At 71.9% G+C, this 16,408-nt stretch carries 12 protein-coding genes; 6 read left to right on the top strand and 6 right to left on the bottom strand.

Annotation, left to right across the window (positions count from 1 at the left end):
- Window positions 1-88 precede the first annotated feature (88 nt).
- From AB0C35_RS12370 to AB0C35_RS12355, 4 genes are read left to right on the top strand one after another with little or no spacing between them, the layout of a single operon-like run.
- On the top strand, window positions 89-1,225 hold the full coding sequence (locus AB0C35_RS12370) for an FAD-dependent monooxygenase (protein ID WP_358453804.1): 1,137 nt from the start codon (window positions 89-91) through the stop codon (window positions 1,223-1,225).
- Entirely contained in the window at window positions 1,225-2,235 is a 1,011-nt protein-coding gene (locus AB0C35_RS12365) for an ABC transporter permease (protein WP_358453801.1), read from the top strand. Before AB0C35_RS12370 ends, AB0C35_RS12365 begins: the two co-directional genes overlap by 1 nt.
- A 29-nt stretch (window positions 2,236-2,264) precedes the next feature.
- Entirely contained in the window at window positions 2,265-3,419 is a 1,155-nt protein-coding gene (locus tag AB0C35_RS12360) for a substrate-binding domain-containing protein (protein ID WP_358453798.1), read from the top strand.
- Window positions 3,416-4,990, top strand: a complete 1,575-nt coding sequence (locus AB0C35_RS12355; RefSeq protein WP_358453795.1) for a sugar ABC transporter ATP-binding protein — start codon at window positions 3,416-3,418, stop codon at window positions 4,988-4,990. Before AB0C35_RS12360 ends, AB0C35_RS12355 begins: the two co-directional genes overlap by 4 nt.
- On the opposite strand, the gene AB0C35_RS12350 is transcribed toward AB0C35_RS12355, so the two are convergent.
- The 5 genes from AB0C35_RS12350 to AB0C35_RS12330 form a co-directional block, all read right to left on the bottom strand.
- Window positions 4,953-5,627 (bottom strand): isochorismatase family protein, encoded by a 675-nt coding sequence (locus AB0C35_RS12350; protein ID WP_358453792.1) that lies wholly within the window; start codon window positions 5,625-5,627, stop codon window positions 4,953-4,955. The two genes, AB0C35_RS12355 and AB0C35_RS12350, sit on opposite strands and share 38 nt — an antisense overlap.
- Window positions 5,624-7,522 (bottom strand): hydantoinase B/oxoprolinase family protein, encoded by a 1,899-nt coding sequence (locus AB0C35_RS12345; RefSeq protein WP_358453789.1) that lies wholly within the window; start codon window positions 7,520-7,522, stop codon window positions 5,624-5,626. The genes AB0C35_RS12350 and AB0C35_RS12345 overlap by 4 nt, the downstream gene beginning before the upstream one ends.
- Window positions 7,522-9,585, bottom strand: a complete 2,064-nt coding sequence (locus AB0C35_RS12340; RefSeq protein ID WP_358453786.1) for a hydantoinase/oxoprolinase family protein — start codon at window positions 9,583-9,585, stop codon at window positions 7,522-7,524. Before AB0C35_RS12340 ends, AB0C35_RS12345 begins: the two co-directional genes overlap by 1 nt.
- A gap of 22 nt (window positions 9,586-9,607) precedes the next feature.
- Window positions 9,608-10,831, bottom strand: a complete 1,224-nt coding sequence (locus tag AB0C35_RS12335; RefSeq protein WP_358453783.1) for a CoA transferase — start codon at window positions 10,829-10,831, stop codon at window positions 9,608-9,610.
- A gap of 121 nt (window positions 10,832-10,952) precedes the next feature.
- Complete coding sequence (locus AB0C35_RS12330; protein ID WP_358453780.1) at window positions 10,953-11,597, bottom strand: GntR family transcriptional regulator; 645 nt, start codon at window positions 11,595-11,597, stop codon at window positions 10,953-10,955.
- Window positions 11,598-11,711: 114 nt separating this feature from the next.
- Between AB0C35_RS12330 and AB0C35_RS12325 the strand changes: the two genes are divergently transcribed.
- Together AB0C35_RS12325 and AB0C35_RS12320 are read left to right on the top strand one after the other, a co-directional pair.
- Window positions 11,712-12,611 (top strand): hydroxymethylglutaryl-CoA lyase, encoded by a 900-nt coding sequence (locus tag AB0C35_RS12325; RefSeq protein WP_358453777.1) that lies wholly within the window; start codon window positions 11,712-11,714, stop codon window positions 12,609-12,611.
- A gap of 63 nt (window positions 12,612-12,674) precedes the next feature.
- The gene (locus tag AB0C35_RS12320; protein ID WP_358453774.1) at window positions 12,675-14,231 is read left to right on the top strand and encodes an FAD-binding oxidoreductase; all 1,557 of its coding nucleotides are present in this window, start codon (window positions 12,675-12,677) and stop codon (window positions 14,229-14,231) included.
- On the opposite strand, the gene AB0C35_RS12315 is transcribed toward AB0C35_RS12320, so the two are convergent.
- Window positions 14,228-16,261, bottom strand: coding sequence for a hypothetical protein (locus tag AB0C35_RS12315; protein ID WP_358453773.1), 2,034 nt, complete (start codon window positions 16,259-16,261; stop codon window positions 14,228-14,230). The two genes, AB0C35_RS12320 and AB0C35_RS12315, sit on opposite strands and share 4 nt — an antisense overlap.
- Window positions 16,262-16,408 lie beyond the last annotated feature (147 nt).

The raw sequence follows: 16,408 nt of genomic DNA, 5'->3' as shown, positions 1-16,408 counted from the left end.
TCACGGCACCCTCGCTTACCTTCACGTCACATCGGACCTCGTGCGCTTCCGCACCTGGTCGAGCAGGCGAACACGTGGGTGGTTTTCAGTGAGCCGAGGCAGCGTTCTCATCGTCGGCGGCGGGATCGGTGGACTGTCCACCGCCATCGCACTCCGGAACGTCGGATACGACGTCAACGTCGTGGAGATCCAGGAAGACCTCCATTCGTCGGTCTTCGGCGTGGGCATCATCCAGCCGATGAACGCGCTGCGTGCGCTGGACGCGATCGGCTGCGCGCAACCGTGCCTGGACGTCGGTTTCGCGGCCCCCGCCTGGGGCCGGATGCTCGACGTGGACGGCGGCTTCATCTGCGACATGCCGGGCACCAGGGTCCCCGGTTCCGACCTGCCGCCCATGAACGGCGTCACGCGTCCGCAGCTGCACAAGATCCTGACGGGCAAGGCCCTCGAAGTCGGCGCCACCATCGAGTACGGCAAGACGTTCACCGAACTGAGCGACGGTCCCGGCGGCGTCGAGGTGGTCTACATCGACGGCACCCGCAACACGGTGGACTTCGTCGTCGGCGCCGACGGCGTCTATTCCAAGGTCCGCCCCTACGTCCTGGGCGAGATGAAGCCGGTCTATCTTGGCCAGTCGGCCTTCCGCGTCAACATCCCCCGGCTGCCGGAGATCGACCGCATCATCCTGCAGAAGGGCCCCGAGGGCATGGCGGGCTTCGTGCCGATCGGCCCCGATCTGGCCTACTTCTTCTACAACACGACGTGGGCAGAGGGTCGGTGGCTGGAGCAGGCCGACATGCCCGCGGTGCTGCGGGAGATGCTCGCCCCGTTCGGCGGGATGACCGCCGAGGTCCGCGACCACCACATCGACGACCCGGCCGGCCTCGTGTTCCGTCCGGAGGAGTGGCTGATCGCGCCGGCGCCGTGGCACCGGGGACGGATCGTGCTGATCGGTGACGCCGTCCACGCCGTGACCCCGCACCTCGGTCAGGGCGCGGCGCAGGCGATCGAGGACGGCATCGTGCTCGCGGACGCCCTGGGCAAGCACGACGACCACGAGGCGGCGTTCACGGAGTACACCGGCCGCCGCTACGACCGCTGCAAGCTCATCGTGGAGACCTGCGTCAACATCGCCAGGTGGGAGATGGACCCCGCCGCCATGGAGGGCTACGACAACACCGCTGAGACCCAGCACGTGCTCGAAGAGATGGTCCAGCCCATCTGATGGCTGACACTCGGAAAGAATCCCGGACCCGTCCGACGGTCACCGCAGAACCCGGGAACCCGGCCGGGGCGTTTCTGCGCGGCCTTCCCCCGCGGCTCGCGGTCGTCGGCGTGTGGCTCGCCCTGTGCGTCGTGTACGGCGCGCTCAAGCCGGACCTGTTCCTCACCGCCCCCACGTTCCAGACGATCTTCGGGTCGCAGCAGCCGCTGGTCTTCCTCACGATGGCCCTGCTCTGCACGATCATCGTCGGCGAGTTCGTGGACCTTTCGGTCGCGTCCCTGCTGGGGCTCTCCGCGACCGTCGTCCCTGTCCTCACTGTCCTGCACGGGTGGAACGTGTGGGCGGCCTGCCTGGCCGCGATCGCGGCCGGCGTGCTGGTCGGCGTGATCAACGGGACGCTCGTCGTCTACGTGGGCGTCAACACGATCGTCGTGACCCTCGGCATGGGGACGCTCCTCGGCGGGCTCGCGCTCTGGATGTCCGGCATGAACCAGGTCAGCGGGCTCAGCGGTGAGTTCGCGAAGATCTCGCTGACCAAGGTGTTCGGGCTCCCGGTCTCCTTCTACTACGGCGCGGCCCTCGTCGCCGTGTTCGCCTACGTCCTCGGCTGGACGCCGCTCGGCCGGCACATGCGGTTCGTCGGCGCCAACCGCGAGGTCGCGCGGCTGGCGGGCATCCGCGTCAACCGCATCCGCTTCGGCTCGTTCGTCATGTCCGGCCTGTTCTGCGGGCTCGGCGGCGTGATCGCCGTCGCCGGGCTGGGCGGCTTCAACCCCACCGTCTCGGCCACGTACCTGCTCCCGACGTTCGCCGCGACATTCCTCGGGACCGCGGTCGTCCAGCCGGGACGCTTCAACCCCGCGGGCACGTTCATCGGGATCTATTTCCTCGCCACCGGAATCATCGGCCTCCAGTTGCTGGGCGTCCCGGGGTGGGTCTCCGACGTGTTCTACGGCGGCGTCCTGGTGGTCGCGGTCTCGCTCGCGACGATGCTCGCGCGTCGTCACTGATTCGCATTTGCAAGAAAGGAAGAGCGCGGATGCAGGTTATGCAGACCCGGTCCCTCCGGCGGTTCACCACCGTCCTGGCCGCCCTTGTACTTGCGGGCGGGGCGGCGGCGTGCGGCGTCGGTTCGGGCGATGACTCCGGTGGTGCGGACGGTTCGGGGGGCGTCGCCAAGTCCGCCGAGGTCAAGAAGGCGATGCAGCCCACCGAGCGGTACACGGTGCCGAGCGAGCCGCTCGACCCGGCGAAGCTCAAGGGCAGGACGATCCACTACATCCCGCTCAACCAGCAGGTGCCGGCGTTCGCCGTCACCGCCCGGAACATGACCAGGGCCGCCGAGCTCGTCGGGATGAAGGTGCAGGTCTGCGACGGCGGCGCGAACCCGTCGCAGATCTCGGGTTGCGTGGACCGGGCGGCCGGCGCGCAGGCCGGCGCGATCATTGCCGACTCCATCCCGTACGGGATGGCGCAGAACTCCTTCGACAAGGCGGTCGGGGAGAAGATCCCCGTCGTGGTCATGGACCAGATCCGGCCGGACGGCACGAAGGACACCGAGGAGGTCGCGTATCTGCCCGGCGCGATCCAGATGCAGCAGGTGCTCGCCAGGTGGGCGATCGACGACTCCGGCGGCTCGGCGAACGTGGTCGTCTCGATGCTGCAGGACTCGCCCTCGACGGTCGCCTACGTCGAGAAGTACGCGATGCCCACCTACAAGAACGAGTGCGGGGACTGCGAGGTCTCGATCAACAAGGTGTCGGCGGCCAACTTCCAGCGGATCGCCCCGACCACGAGCGCGGCATTGCTGAAGAACCCCGACGCCAAGTACCTGCAGGTCGAATTCGAGGACATCCTGCAGCCGACGCTGGAGGCGGTGCGGCAGGCGAACCGGACCGACATCAAGGTCGCGGTCTCGGGCGTGACGACCGCCGGCCTGGAGATCCTCAAGAACGGCGGGCCGGTCAAGGCGGGCCTGGCACAGCACTTCCCCTACCAGGGCTGGGCGTCGCTGGACCTCGCAATGCGGATGATGCTCGGCATGGAGCCGGAGGAGTACGTGACGCCGGTGCGCCTGATCACGTCGGAGAACATCGGCGGCATCGAGCTCACCGCCGAGGCCCAGGCCTCCGGCGCGTGGTTCGGTACCCCGTCCTACGAGGAGGAATTCAAGAAGCTGTGGGACGTGCGGTGAGCGCTCCCGGCTCCGAAGGCGAGGTCCCGCGCCTGCGGGTGCGGGGCGTCTCCAAGACGTTCGGATCCACCCGGGCGCTGCGCGGCGTCTCGCTGGACGTCCGGCCCGGCGAGCTGCACGGGCTCGTCGGGCAGAACGGATCGGGCAAGTCGACGTTGGTGAAGGTGCTGACCGGCTACTACGCGCCCGACCCCGGCGGAGACGCGACGATCGACGGCCGGGCGCTGCCGCTTCCGGTGCGGCCGCTGGAGGCGCGGCGGCTGGGCGTGTCGGTCGTGCACCAGAGCCTCGGGCTCGTCGACGAGTACTCCGTGGTCGAGAACATGCGCCTGGGCCGGTTCGTCACCGCGCCGTGGTCGCGCCGCATCCGGTGGGGGCAGGAGCGCGCCGGGGTCCGCGAGGCCCTCGACCGGCTCGGCTGCCACGTGGACCCTAACGCCAGGGCCGGTGCGCTGAGCGAGCAGGACCGGGCGACCGTCGCCATCGCCCGCGCCATGCAGGACCTCCCGGACGGCGGCGGGCTCATCGTCTTCGACGAGTCCACCCGGGCGCTCACCCGTGACGCCCTCGCCCACTTCTACGAGCTGGTGGGGACGGTCCTCAAGCTCGGCACATCCGCCCTGATCGTCAACCACCGGCTTGAGGAGGTCCTCGATCACGCCGACCGGGTCACCGTCCTGCGCGACGGCGAGGTCGTGGAGTCGGGGCTGGACGCCTCCGCGCTCAGCGAGGAGAGCCTGACGCACCACATGCTCGGCTACGCACTGGAACCGCTGCCGCGCAAGCAGGGCGCCGCGCGGGTGTCCGCCGCCGCCCGGGCCCGCGTCGTGGGCGGCGGGACGCTCGGCGAGCTGGACCTCACCATCGCCGGGGGCGAGGTCGTCGGCGTCACGGGCGTGATCGGGTCCGGGTTCGAGGAGGTGCCCTACCTGCTCGCCGGTGCGCGGACCTCGGCGCGCGGCGAGCTGTGGGTCGGGGAACGCCGGTTCGAGCTGGGCCGGGGCCGCGACCAGTGCCGGCGCCTCCTCGGCGCGGGCGTGGCCCTCGTCCCCGAACGCCGGGAGCAGGAGGGCCTGGCGCTGGAGCTGTCGGTCCTGGAGAACCTCACGCTGCCGAGGGTCGGCGGCCGCCGGGCATGGTGGACCGGCCATGCCTGGCAGCGCCGGGAGGCACAGGCGGTGATCGACCGCCTCGGCATCCGGCCGCGGCGCGCCGACGTCCCGGTGGGGACGCTGAGCGGCGGCAACCAGCAGAAGGTGCAGCTCGGCAAGTGGCTGGCCGGGCGGCCGAGGCTGCTGCTGGTGCACGAGCCGACCCACGCCGTGGACGTCGGCGCCCGCCACGACATCGTGACGGCGATCCATCAGGCCGCCGCCGACGGGTGCGCGGTGCTGGTCGCCTCCACCGATCCGCAGGAGCTGTCCGTGCTCTGCGACCGCGTCCTCGTGTTCGACAAGGGCAGGATCGTCGAGGAACTGACCGGTGGGCCCGCTCCGGGCGCGATCGTGGAGGCGACGTTCGGCAACCGTCGGATCAGTGACCCCTCACCGCCTTGCCCCTCACCTCCTTGATCGTGGCCAGGGCCTGGTCGAGGGACAGGACGTCGGCGTACTTGGCCTCCAGGTCGAGCAGGTTGGCCTCGTGCAGGCGGCGGTCGCGGTCCCCGCACGCCTCGTCCACCACCAGGGGCCGGAACCCGTGCTGGAGGGCGTCGGTGGCGGTGGCCCGGATGCACCCGCTGGTGGTCAGGCCGCAGATCAGCAGGGTGTCGATGCCGGACGCGGTCAGCGTGGCCGCGAGCGACGTGCCGTGGAACGAGCTCGCGTACTGCTTGGTGACGACCGTCTCGCCCGGCGCGGGGGCGGCCCCCTCGGCGAAGTCGCCGAGGGGACTGCCTTCTTCGAAGACGCGCAGCGCGGGGACCTTGCGGCGGAACAGCCCGCCGTCGGCGGTCCCGGGCCCGTAGCTCACCCGGGTGAACAGCACCGGCAGCCCCGCCGCCCGCGCCGCCCCGATCAGCGTGATGGACGCCGCCACCGCGTCCTCGACCGGGGCGCGCACCGGCGAGCCGTCCACCAGGTAGGCGCGGGCGAGGTCGACGACCAGCAGCGCGGGCGAGTCGCCGCAGCCGAGGCTCGCGCCGAAGCCGGAGCCGCGGTAGTCCTCGGCAAGGTCCTTCTCCGCGCCGTCCTTCGCGCCGCCGCTCATCGGCGTCCCCGCAGGGCGGCGGCGGAACGGACGTCGACCGGTGGGGTGGGCGCCGGCAGGCCGGTCTCCTCCTCGCAGCGGGCGAGGATCTCCTCCAGCGGCGGGCCCATGTCGAACACGGGGATCTCCGTCCGCCCGGCGGTCATCTCCGCCCGCAGGCGTTCGGTGGCCTCCTCGTCGAGGACGCCCTCGTCGCTGCAGACGACGCCGTAGTCGCGGGCGCCGGCGGCGGTCACCAGGCCGCGCCGCACCTCCAGCGCGACGCCGTCGGCGGGACGGGCCAGGGGGTCGCCCCATCCGCCGCCGCCCCAGGTGACGAAGTGCAGGACGTCGCCGGGCCCGACCGGAACGTCATGGATCTTGCTGGGCAGCACCTCCCGGGTGCCGTCGGCCCGGTCGATCCACTTGCGGCCCCGCTCCCCCGGGCGCCCGCCGTTGACGCCCCACGGGTAGGTGAGCCAGCGGTCGTCGTGGATCGCGATCGTGCCCGGCTCCTCGAAGCAGTAGGCGACGTCGACGCCGTTGCCGCCGCGGTGCAGCCCGGCGCCGCCGGAGTCGGCGATCGTCTCCCACCGCTCGATCCGCAGCGGGTAGTACGACTCCAGGTACTCGCAGGGGATGTTGACGAACGACGGCCACAGCGAGTGCCCGTCGGGGCCGTCCCCGACCGGGCGTCCCGGCACCCCGCCGAAACCGATCGAGTACAGCTGGAACCACTCGCCCTCACGCGGGCCGGACGTGTAGTGCCCGGAGTACATGAAGTGCGGCGACGACGAGAATCCGGCGGCGTTGAGGATCTCCGGGTTGGTCTGCCCGAGCAGCCCGCCGAACAGGTCGAACACCCGGCCGATGCCGTGGTTGCGGGCGTTCAGCGCGGCGGGATGGCGGGGCTTCCAGAACGAGTCCTCGGGGATCGTCACGTCGATCAGCGGGTAGAAGCCGTCGTTCCACAGGATCTGCGGGTCGGCGACCGTGATCACGTAGATCCCGAAGAACATCCGGACGAGGTTCTCGTTGATGAAGTAGTTGATCGGCCCCACCGCCTGCGGGGCGGCGTGCGAGAAGTCCAGATGGATCTTCTCGCCGGTCCGGGTCAGCGAGATCTTCAGCTCGTAGGGACCGTAGCCGCAGCCGTCGTCGCAGATGTAGTCGGCGAACTCCAGCGTCTGGCCGTCCTCGAACAGCGTCGCCAGCAGCACCTTCATGGCCTGGTAGTTGCGCTCCAGCAGGGCGTCCAGCGTCGACAGGTACGTCTCGACGCCGAACCTGTCGCACAGTTCGGTCACCCTGCGGGCGGCCGTGGTGCAGGCGGCGGTCAGCCCGTTCAGGTCCGCCCGGTTCCAGTCGGGCATGCGCACCTGGTTGAGGATGATGTTCAGCGCCGCCTCGTTGAGCACGCCGCCCTCGTACAGCTTGAAGGGCGGGACGATCACGCCCTCCTCGTAGATGGTGCGGGCGTCGGCGGGCATCGAGCTGGGCGTCTTGCCGCCCACGTCCGACATGTGCCCGAACATCGACGACCAGCCCACCAGCCGGCCCCCGTGGAAGATGGGCACCACCAGCAGCCAGTCGTTGGCGTGGCTGATCGCCGCGCCGCACGCGTACGGGTCGGACGTCATCAGGATGTCGCCCTCGCCGATCGTCCCGTCGAAGTTCTCCAGGAAGTCGGGGACCGACAGGCCGAACTGGCCGACGACCATCTTGCCGTCCGGGTTCGCGATCAGCGGGAACTCGTCGTGCTGCTCGCGGATGCCCGGGGACAGCGCGGTGCGGAAGAGCACCTCGTCCATCTCGTAGCGCGCGTTGCGGAGCGCGTTCTCGATGATGTCCACGGTGACCGGGTCGACGTCGACGCGGCCGACCGGCTCGGTGTTGGTCTGGATGATCTCGGCCATCAGCCCTCCTCGTTCAGCGGACGGATCAGGAGGCTGCCGCTGGGGTGCACGGTCGCGGCGTGCCCGGGCAGCACGAGGGTGGTGGAGTCCATCTCGACCACCACGGCCGGGCCGGGCACGACGTTCCCGGCGAGCAGCTTGGAACGGTCGAAGACGCGGGCGGACGTGGTCGCGCCGTCCATCCACACCTCGGTTTCGCGGACCAGCGCCCCGGACGGGTCACCGGTCCCCTCCGGAAGGGTCCGCCAGGCGACCTCCGGGCGCGGGCCGCTCACGGTGACCCGCAGGTTGATCACTTCGCGCTCGTTGCCGAGCAGGAAGGAGAACAGCCGCTTGTGCTCGGCGTCGAACGCGGCGCCCAGCTCCGTCAGCAGGTCGCCGTCGACGACGTCGCGGTCCAGCTCGACGGGGATCTCGAAGCCCTGCCCGTGGTAGCGCAGGTCGATCTGGTAGCTCTCGGTCTGGCTGTCGCGCGGGACGCCCTCCGCCTCCAGCCGCGCGGCGGCGGAGTCGGCCAGTTCGAGGAGCGCGGTGCGCAGCTCGGCGTCGTCGAGGGTGGAGAACCGGCGCACCATCGTGCGGGCGGCCTCGTCGCGGGCGCAGGTCGTCGCGTCCCCGTAGGCGCACAGCACGCCCGGCGACGGCGGGACGATCACCGGCCAGGAGCCGGTCAGCCGGCCGAGCGCGTTGGCGTGCAGGGGTCCGGCGCCGCCGAACGACACGAGCGCGAAGTCGCGCGGGTCGAAGCCCTGCTGGACGCTGATCAGGCGGAGCGCGCCGAGCATGTTCTCGTTGACGATGTCGACGATGCCCGCCGCCGCGGCCTCCACGCTGGGCAGCCCCATCGCGTCGGCGACGCCGCGGACGGCCTTGCGGGCGGCCTCGACGTCCAGCGAGATCTCCCCGCCCGCGAGGTCCTGCGGCAGGTGGCCGAGGACGACGTTGGCGTCGGTGACGGTGGGTTCGGTGCCGCCCGCCCCGTACGCGGCCGGGCCCGGGTCGGCGCCCGCCGACTGGGGGCCGACGCGCAGCGCCTTGGTCAGCTCGGGGACGTGCGCGATGGAGCCGCCGCCGGCGCCGACCGAGCGGACGTCGACGCTGGTGGCGCGGACGGTCAGGTCGCCGACGCTGGTCTCCCGGCCGATCCGCGGCCGCCCGCCGAGCACCAGCGCCACGTCGGTGGACGTCCCGCCCATGTCGAAGGTGAGGAAGTCGCGGTGGCCTGCCTGCTCGGCGAACCAGACGGCCCCCGTCACGCCGCCGGCGGGACCGGACAGCAGCAGCGCCACCGGGTCCTCCGCGGCCTTGGCGGCCTTGGTGAGCCCGCCGTCGCTGCGCAGCACCGACAGCGGCGCGGTGATCCCGCTGCCCGTCAGGGAACGGTCCAGGTTGCTGACGTAGCGGGACACCTCGGGCTGGACGTAGCTGTTGGCCACGGTCGTGACGGTGCGCTCGTACTCGCGCATCTCCGGCAGGACGTGGCTGGACAGCGACACCGGGACGCCCGGCAGCTCCTCCGCCGCCAGCTCCGCCACCCGCCGCTCGTGCACGTCGCTCGCGTACGAGTTGATCAGGGCGATGGTCAGCGCCTCGATCCCCGCCCCGGCCAGCCTGCGCAGCTCGGCGCGGGCGCGTTCCTCGTCCAGCGGGGTGATCACGGCGCCGTCGGCGGAGAGCCGGCCGGGGATCTCCACCGTGTGCTCCAGCCTGGCCAGCGGCTCCGGTTTCGGCCAGATGATCCAGCCGGCCAGGCCGCCCGGCACGTACGACCTGGCGATCTGCAGGACCTGGCGGAACCCCTGGGTCGTCACCAGCCCGACCCGCGCCCCCTTGCCCTGCAGGATCGCGTTGGTCGCGACCGTCGTGCCGTGCAGGACGTGCGCGACCTCGGTCAGGTCGATCCCGGCGTCCTGGCACACCTTCTGAATGCCGTTGAGGACGCCCTGCGACTGGTCAGCCGGCGTGGACGCCGTCTTCGCCCGGTGGCTGACGCCGGTCTCCTCGTCCACTAGCAGCACGTCGGTGAACGTGCCTCCTACATCAACGCCTAGGCGATATCCCATAGTGGCCTCCCGGTGCCGTGGGTCAGACGATCCCGCGCTCTGACAGCGCTGCGATCTCGTCCTTGTGAAGGTCCAGGAGGCCGCCGTACACCTCCTGGTTGTGCTCCCCGAGCCCCGGGCCGGGGTGCCGAACCGACCCGGGGGACTCGCTGAGCTTGGGGAACGCGTTGTGCATCGGCAGTTCGCCGAAGTCGGGGTGCGCCAGCCGCACGATCGCGTCGCGGGCGGCGAAGTGCGGGTCCTCGAACATGTCCCTGGCGGTGTAGATACGGCCCGCGGGGACGCCGCTCGCGTGGAGGGTCTCCAGGAGCTCGCCGGTCTCGATGCCCGCCGACCAGGCGGAGATCAGCTCGTCCAGTTCGGCCATGTTCTGCCCGCGGGCGGCGTGCCCGGCGTAGCGCGGGTCGTCGCTCAGCTCCGGGCGGCCCATCGTCTTGGCGAGCCGTGTGAAGACGGTGTCCTGGTTGGCGGCGATCAGGATCATCTCGCCGGACGCGGTCGGATAGACGTTGCTGGGCGACACGTTCGGCAGCACCGACCCGGTGCGTTCGCGCTGGTAGCCGGCGACGGCCCACTCGGGCAGCAGCGACTCCATCATCGCCAGCACCGCCTCGTAGATGGCCGAGTCGACGATCTGGCCCCGTCCGGTGCGGGTGCGGTGGTGCACCGCGACGAGGGTGCCGATCGTGGCGAACACCGCGGCGAGCGAGTCGCCGAGCGAGATCCCGGCGCGGGACGGGGCCTTGTCCGGATCGCCGGTCACGTACCTGATGCCGCCCATCGCCTCGCCGATGGACCCGTATCCGGCGCGCGGGGCGTACGGGCCGCTCTGCCCGAAACCCGACACGCGCACGAGCACGAGGCCCGGGTTGGTCTCCCGGAGCCGGTCGAAGTCCAGGCCCCAGCGCTCCAGCGTCCCGGGACGGAAGTTCTCCACGACGATGTCGGCCTGAGCGATGATCCGCCGTGCGAGGTCCTGGCCCTCGGGCGTGCGCAGGTTGCAGGTCACCGACTTCTTGTTGCGCGCGACCACCGGCCACCACAGGGACTTGCCGTGCGGCTTCTCCCGTCCCCACTGGCGCATCGGGTCACCCGCGCCCGGCGACTCCAGCTTGATCACCTCGGCGCCGAAGTCGCCGAGGAGCTGCCCGCAGAACGGGCCGGCGAGCAGCTGGCCCATCTCCACGACGCGCAGGTCGGAGAGCGGGCCTCGGGCGTCCGGTGCGGCGCCGTTTTCGATGGACATCTGGCGGGTCCTCTTTCATGTGTTCGGTCGGGCTCGCGTGCCCTCGGTCGGCTCGCGTTGGTTCGGTCGGGCTCGGGGAGCTCGGTTCGGTTCCGGGGCCAGTTCGGTTCCGGGGCCGGGGTCAGGCTCCGGTGCCGCGGAGCAGCACCGCCTTGGCGGCGAGCACATGGGCGCGCGTCACCGACTCGGCCCAGGTGCCGTCGCCCGCGCGGAGGGCGGCGACGAGTTCGCGGTGGTGCGCGAAGCTGCGGATGAGGTCGTCCGGCGAGTAGCGGTGGAAGGTGCGCATCACCAGCGGAAGCTGCGTGACGGCGCCGAGCATGGACACCAGCCGGCCGCTGGCCGCGGCGGCGCGGACGATGCCGTGGAACTCGGCGTTCAGCTCGGCGACCCGGTCGAGGTCCTGCCCGGCGCCCGGCTCGGCGGCCCGCTCGATGAGGTCGCACAGCTCGGCCATCCGGTCGGCGTCCCCGGGTTCGATCCGGGTGGCGGCCCGCCGGGCGGCGGCGCCCTCCAGCAGCATCCGCAGGTCGTAGATCTCCTCGAGGTCGTCCGGTGTCCAGTCCGGGACCCGTGCGCCGCGGTGCGGCAGGATCTCGACGAGCCCCTCGGCCTCCAGCTTGCGCAGCGCCTCCCGGACCGGTGTCCGGCTGGAGCCGGTGGCGTCGGCCAGCTCGGCTTCGCCGAGGCGCGCGCCGGGCGGGTGGACGCCGTCCAGGATGTCGGCGCGCAGCCGTGTGTGGACCCGGTCCACGGCTCGGACCATCCGAACCTCCTCGGGGATCGATTGCATGCAACATAAGCAATGTATCCGCTTGACACAAGCCATGACCTGGGTAAATTCTCCATATCGGCCACTCATTGCATACAAGGGAGCCTCATGGCGGATGTCGAACTGATCGAGGTCGGGCCCCGGGACGGGCTGCAGAACGAGGCCGCGATCCTCCCGGCCGCCGACAAGGTCCGGCTCATCGAGCGCAGCGTCGCCGCCGGGCTGCGCCGGATCGAGGCCGTCAGCTTCGTCAACCCCAAGCGGGTCCCGCAGATGGCGGACGCCGAGGCGGTGATGGAGCGGCTCCCCCGTGTCGACGGGGTCAGCTACGCCGGGCTCGTCCTCAACCCGCGCGGGCTCGACCGGGCGCTCGCGGCCGGGGTCGACGAGGTCAACGTCGTCGTGGTGTCCACCGACGAGTTCAGCCGCCGCAACCAGGGCTGCTCCGTCGAGGAGGGCGTCGGCAACTGGGCCCGCATCGCCGAGCGGGCCCGCGCCGCCGGGGTCTACCGCACGGTCACCATCGCCGCCGCGTTCGGCTGCCCGTTCGAGGGCGAGGTGCCGGCCGACAAGGTCCTCGACCTCGTCCGGCGGGTCGCCGAAAGCGAGCCCGACGAGATCGCCATCGCCGACACGATCGGCGTCGGCGTCCCCGCGCAGGTGCGCACGCTGCTGACGGGCGCCGCGCAGATCGCGCCGGACGTCCCGCTGCGCTGCCACTTCCACAACACCCGCAACACCGGGTACGCCAACGCCCTCACCGCGCTCGACCACGGCGTGAGCGCGCTGGACGCCAGCACCGGCGGATTCGGCGGCTGCCCCTTCGCGCCCGCCGCCACCGGCAACATCGCGACGGAGGACCTGGTGTACGCGCTGGACCGCACGGGCGTCGCCACCGGCGTCGAGATGAGCACGGTCACCGAGACGGCGGCGTGGCTCTCCGGACGCCTCGACAACCCGGTGCAGGCACTGCTCGGCCGCGCCGGTCCCTTCCCCGCCGCGAACTGACGTCCCGGCCCGGGCACCCGCGCCCACCGCGGATACGGTGGGCTCGATCCGGAGGGAGCGGTCATGACGCGGTCGTGGTGGGGATGGGGCAACGTCGAGGACGCGGTTCAGGGCAAGGAACTGGACGCCCTGCTCTCCCGGGTCCGCGCGCTGACGTCCGATGACCTGACCGGCCATGAGCCGCCGGGCATCGAGGCGCTCGGCCTGCCCGCCCCACGGGTCGGCGCCCCGGACGCCCTCGCCGGGCTGTGCTCCGCCGATCCGGCCGACCGCGCCGCCCACGCGCACGGCAAGGCGTTCCGGGATGTCGTGCGCAACCTGCACGGGGATCTGCGGCACGTCCCGGACCTCGTCGCCCGCCCCCGCGACGAACGCGACCTGATCGACCTGCTCGACTGGTGCGGCCGCGACGGCATCGCCGTCATCCCCTACGGCGGCGGCAGCTCGGTGGTCGGCGGCGTCGAGCCGCGGTTCGACGACCGCCCGGTCGTCACCGTCGATCTTGAGCGGCTGGACCGCGTCCTGGAGATCGACCCGGTGAGCCGCGCCGCCCGCGTCCAGGCCGGCGTGTTCGGCCCCCACCTGGAAGAGCAGCTCCGGCCGCACGGGCTGACGCTGCGGCACTTCCCCCAGTCGTTCGAGTTCTCCACACTGGGCGGCTGGCTGGCCACCCGCGCGGGCGGCCACTACGCGACCCTGTACACGCACATCGACGACATGGTCGAGTCGATGCGCGTCGTCACCCCCAGCGGGGTCGGTGAGTCACGGCGGCTGCCGGGCTCCGGCGCCGGGCCGTCCCCCGACCGGCTGTTCCTCGGCAGCGAAGGCGCCCTGGGGATCATCACCGAGGCGTGGATGCGGGTGCAGAAGCGTCCGCGCTGGCGGGCCAAGGCGTCGGTGCGCTTCGCCGACTACACCGCGGCGGTCGCGGCCACCCGGGCGATCGCGCAGAGCGGGCTGTACCCGGCGAACTGCCGGCTGCTCGACGCCGCCGAAGCGCTGGTCAACACGGGTGTCGCCGTGGACGGCGGCGTACTGCTGGTCGCGTTCGAGTCCGCCGACCATCCGGTGCAGGCGTCCTTGGACCGGGCGCTGCAACTGTGCCGCGACCACGGCGGCGAGGCGCCCGACGAGCCCAGAGGAGAGAGCGCCGGTGACACCTGGCGGTCGTCGTTCCTGCGGATGCCGTATCAGCGGGACGCGCTGGCCCGGCACTCCCTGATCGTCGAGACGTTCGAGACGGCGTGCACCTGGGACCGGTTCGGGGAACTGCACGGCGCGGTCACCGAGGCGGCGCGGCGGGCCGTCCACGAGATCGCGGGCGGCGGCGTGGTGACCTGCCGGTTCACCCACGTCTACCCGGACGGGCCCGCGCCGTACTTCGGCGTCTACGCGCCCGGCCGCTGGGGCTCCACCGTCGCCCAGTGGGACGAGATCAAGGCCGCGGTGTCCGAGGCGATCGCGGCGAACGGCGGCACGATCACCCACCATCACGCGGTCGGCCGCGACCACCGTCCCTGGTACGACCGCCAGCGCCCCGACCCGTTCGCCGCCGCGCTGACCGCCGCGAAATCCGCACTGGACCCGGCCGGCATCCTCAACCCGGGCGTCCTCGTCTAAGGCCTGTTTAACAAGTCCCGTGGTGGGGGTTTGTTGAACAGCCGGGTTCGTGGTCGGTGTCTGTCCGGTGTGACCATTGCCTCGCCCGCCGGTGTGGCGGTTTGGGGTGGTTCATCCGGGGTTGGCGCCGTACTGGTCCGGGTTCGCCGAGCAGAGGCCACCCGCCGGTTGTGTCGCCGTGGTTTGCGGCGGCGGGGTTTGGTGGGGGTGGCTGCCGCGGTCCCCGACCCGACGCCGGCTCGGGCGCTGGGTGTGGGGATGGGTGCGGTTGACTCGGTCAGGGCTCCAGGTAGCCCTGGCCCGCCCGTGCACAGGACGCGGCGGGAGGTTTCATGGTCCACCCGTGCGGTGGACGGGTCATCGGGATCGTTTAGGTGGACGAAGGCGGCCAGGGCGGCGGCGATGAGGTCGCGGTCTCCGGTGAGGCCGCAGCCGCCGTCGGCGATGCGGCAGTGGTGGGTGCGGACGCTCAGGGGTTTGGGGACGCGGCGTCCGCAGGGGCAGTGCTGGGACAGGGCGGTGGTGCGGGTTGAGGCCCGCAGCAGCCGTCCGCCTGCCTTGGCGCATTCACCGTCCAGGGCGGTGATGAGCATGCCGGGGGTGAAGCGGGCACAGGCCCGTCCCCACAGCCGGAACCAGCCGCGGATGTCGCAGTCCTCGATCACCAGATGGGGGCCGTGCACGGCGACGATCTGCCCGGCGGTCTGCCGGGCGCGGGTCTTGCGGGATTGGGTGGTGCGCTGCGCGGCGGCCGCGTCCCGGGCGCGGGTCTTGCGGGATTGGGTGGTGCGCTGCGCGGCGGCCGCGTCCCGGGCGCGCAGCCGCCGGTAGGTGCCCGAGAGGGTGTCGCGGCGGTAGGAGCGGCGGGGTCTGCCGTCGGCGCGGGCCAGGCGCGGCCCGCCGGGCACCGGCACCTGCCGGGACGGAAGCCCGGCCGCCTCACGGCGGCGTTGGCGTTTACGCTGGCGCTTGCTCAGCTTGTACTGGGCGGTGTTGGACGCGCGGCGCGAGCGTTCCAGCGCCCGCTGCCGACACCGCCGTTTACGCTCCCGCCGGGCGATCCGGTCCCGCTCGTCGGGCGGCATCGCGACCTTCGACGAAACCACCCCCGAAGAGGTCACCGCCGTGTGCGGCGACGCCGTGGCGGCAGCCGCTCCGGCGGGGGCGGGCTCGGCGGGGGCAGAGACCACGGCGAGGTTGGAGACGTTGCCGTCCACCCCGCCCCGGCGCCCCTTGGGGGCCTGGGACCGCCGCGCCGCCGTCGACGCAGGAACATAGGCGCGCGCCAGCACCATCAAGTGCGCCTCGTACTCCCACCCGCCCGGCTCGGCCGGATCCTGGCGGCGCACCAGATCGACCTTGTGGAACGCCTCCGGATCGTTCAGGGTGTGCACAAGGTGCGGCCACTGGCCCGCGCCCTGCGGCAGCCGCACCGGCACCACCAGATCACCCCGGCGCCCATCCGGGCCACCCGCGTACACCAGCGTCAGCGGCCCGTCATGCTCCCACCACACCCCCTTGTTCCCCCGGCCCCGGGGCGCCGACGGCACACGCATCGTGCGGGGCTGGGCCAGCACGCCGGTCCCCGGCGGCAACGCCGCCGCCTCCTGCGGTGTGGTGCCTTCGGGCAGTCCGGGCGCACGGTGGGCGGCAAGGTGACCGGCCAGGGTGCCGTGCAACCGGAACGTCTCCCACTTACGGGACTTGGTGTGGGAACGGGCACGTCCCGGAATCCGGGTGAACTCCCACCACGAACCCACTTTGGGCACACCCTGGCGGCGCCCCGACCCGTCGGCGAACAGGTGCCGTTCCAGGCCGTTCCACACCTCGTCGGCCAGGTGCATGGCCACGGCCTTGGACAGGTGATGCCTCAGATGCCCCGAAGCGTCCAGATGCCGATACCCCGCACGCTCCAACGCGTCCCGAGACAACCCCAGCCGCACCCGCCACACCTTGGCCTCGGCCGGGGTGCGGCGGCGCCGGTGCCCGGCCCGGTAGGCCAGTGCGCGGGACCGGGCATCGTGCCGCAACGCCCGCTTCACATTCCACGCCGCCCCGAATAGGCCCTCCAGCCGGAGGCGCGCCGCCGGACAGCACCGAGACAGCCTCGCTGACGGCAGAGACGGGGAGGGTGGCCTCCTCACGACCGGCTGCAGACTGCATCAAGACGGATACAT

The organism is Spirillospora sp. NPDC048819 (genome assembly GCF_040650055.1).
Lineage (GTDB): Bacteria > Actinomycetota > Actinomycetes > Streptosporangiales > Streptosporangiaceae > Spirillospora.
This window is presented reverse-complemented; position numbering and strand designations above follow the sequence as displayed.

Bases quoted from the DNA above. Each gene is read 5' to 3' on its own strand.
- AB0C35_RS12335 (WP_358453783.1), bottom strand. From the start codon at position 10,831: ATGTCCATCGAAAACGGCGCCGCACCGGACGCCCGAGGCCCGCTCTCC.
- AB0C35_RS12365 (WP_358453801.1), top strand. From the start codon at position 1,225: ATGGCTGACACTCGGAAAGAATCCCGGACCCGTCCGACGGTCACCGCA.
- AB0C35_RS12330 (WP_358453780.1), bottom strand. From the start codon at position 11,597: ATGGTCCGAGCCGTGGACCGGGTCCACACACGGCTGCGCGCCGACATC.
- AB0C35_RS12345 (WP_358453789.1), bottom strand. From the start codon at position 7,522: ATGGCCGAGATCATCCAGACCAACACCGAGCCGGTCGGCCGCGTCGAC.
- AB0C35_RS12325 (WP_358453777.1), top strand. From the start codon at position 11,712: ATGGCGGATGTCGAACTGATCGAGGTCGGGCCCCGGGACGGGCTGCAG.
- AB0C35_RS12340 (WP_358453786.1), bottom strand. From the start codon at position 9,585: ATGGGATATCGCCTAGGCGTTGATGTAGGAGGCACGTTCACCGACGTG.
- AB0C35_RS12320 (WP_358453774.1), top strand. From the start codon at position 12,675: ATGACGCGGTCGTGGTGGGGATGGGGCAACGTCGAGGACGCGGTTCAG.
- AB0C35_RS12350 (WP_358453792.1), bottom strand. From the start codon at position 5,627: ATGAGCGGCGGCGCGAAGGACGGCGCGGAGAAGGACCTTGCCGAGGAC.
- AB0C35_RS12360 (WP_358453798.1), top strand. From the start codon at position 2,265: ATGCAGGTTATGCAGACCCGGTCCCTCCGGCGGTTCACCACCGTCCTG.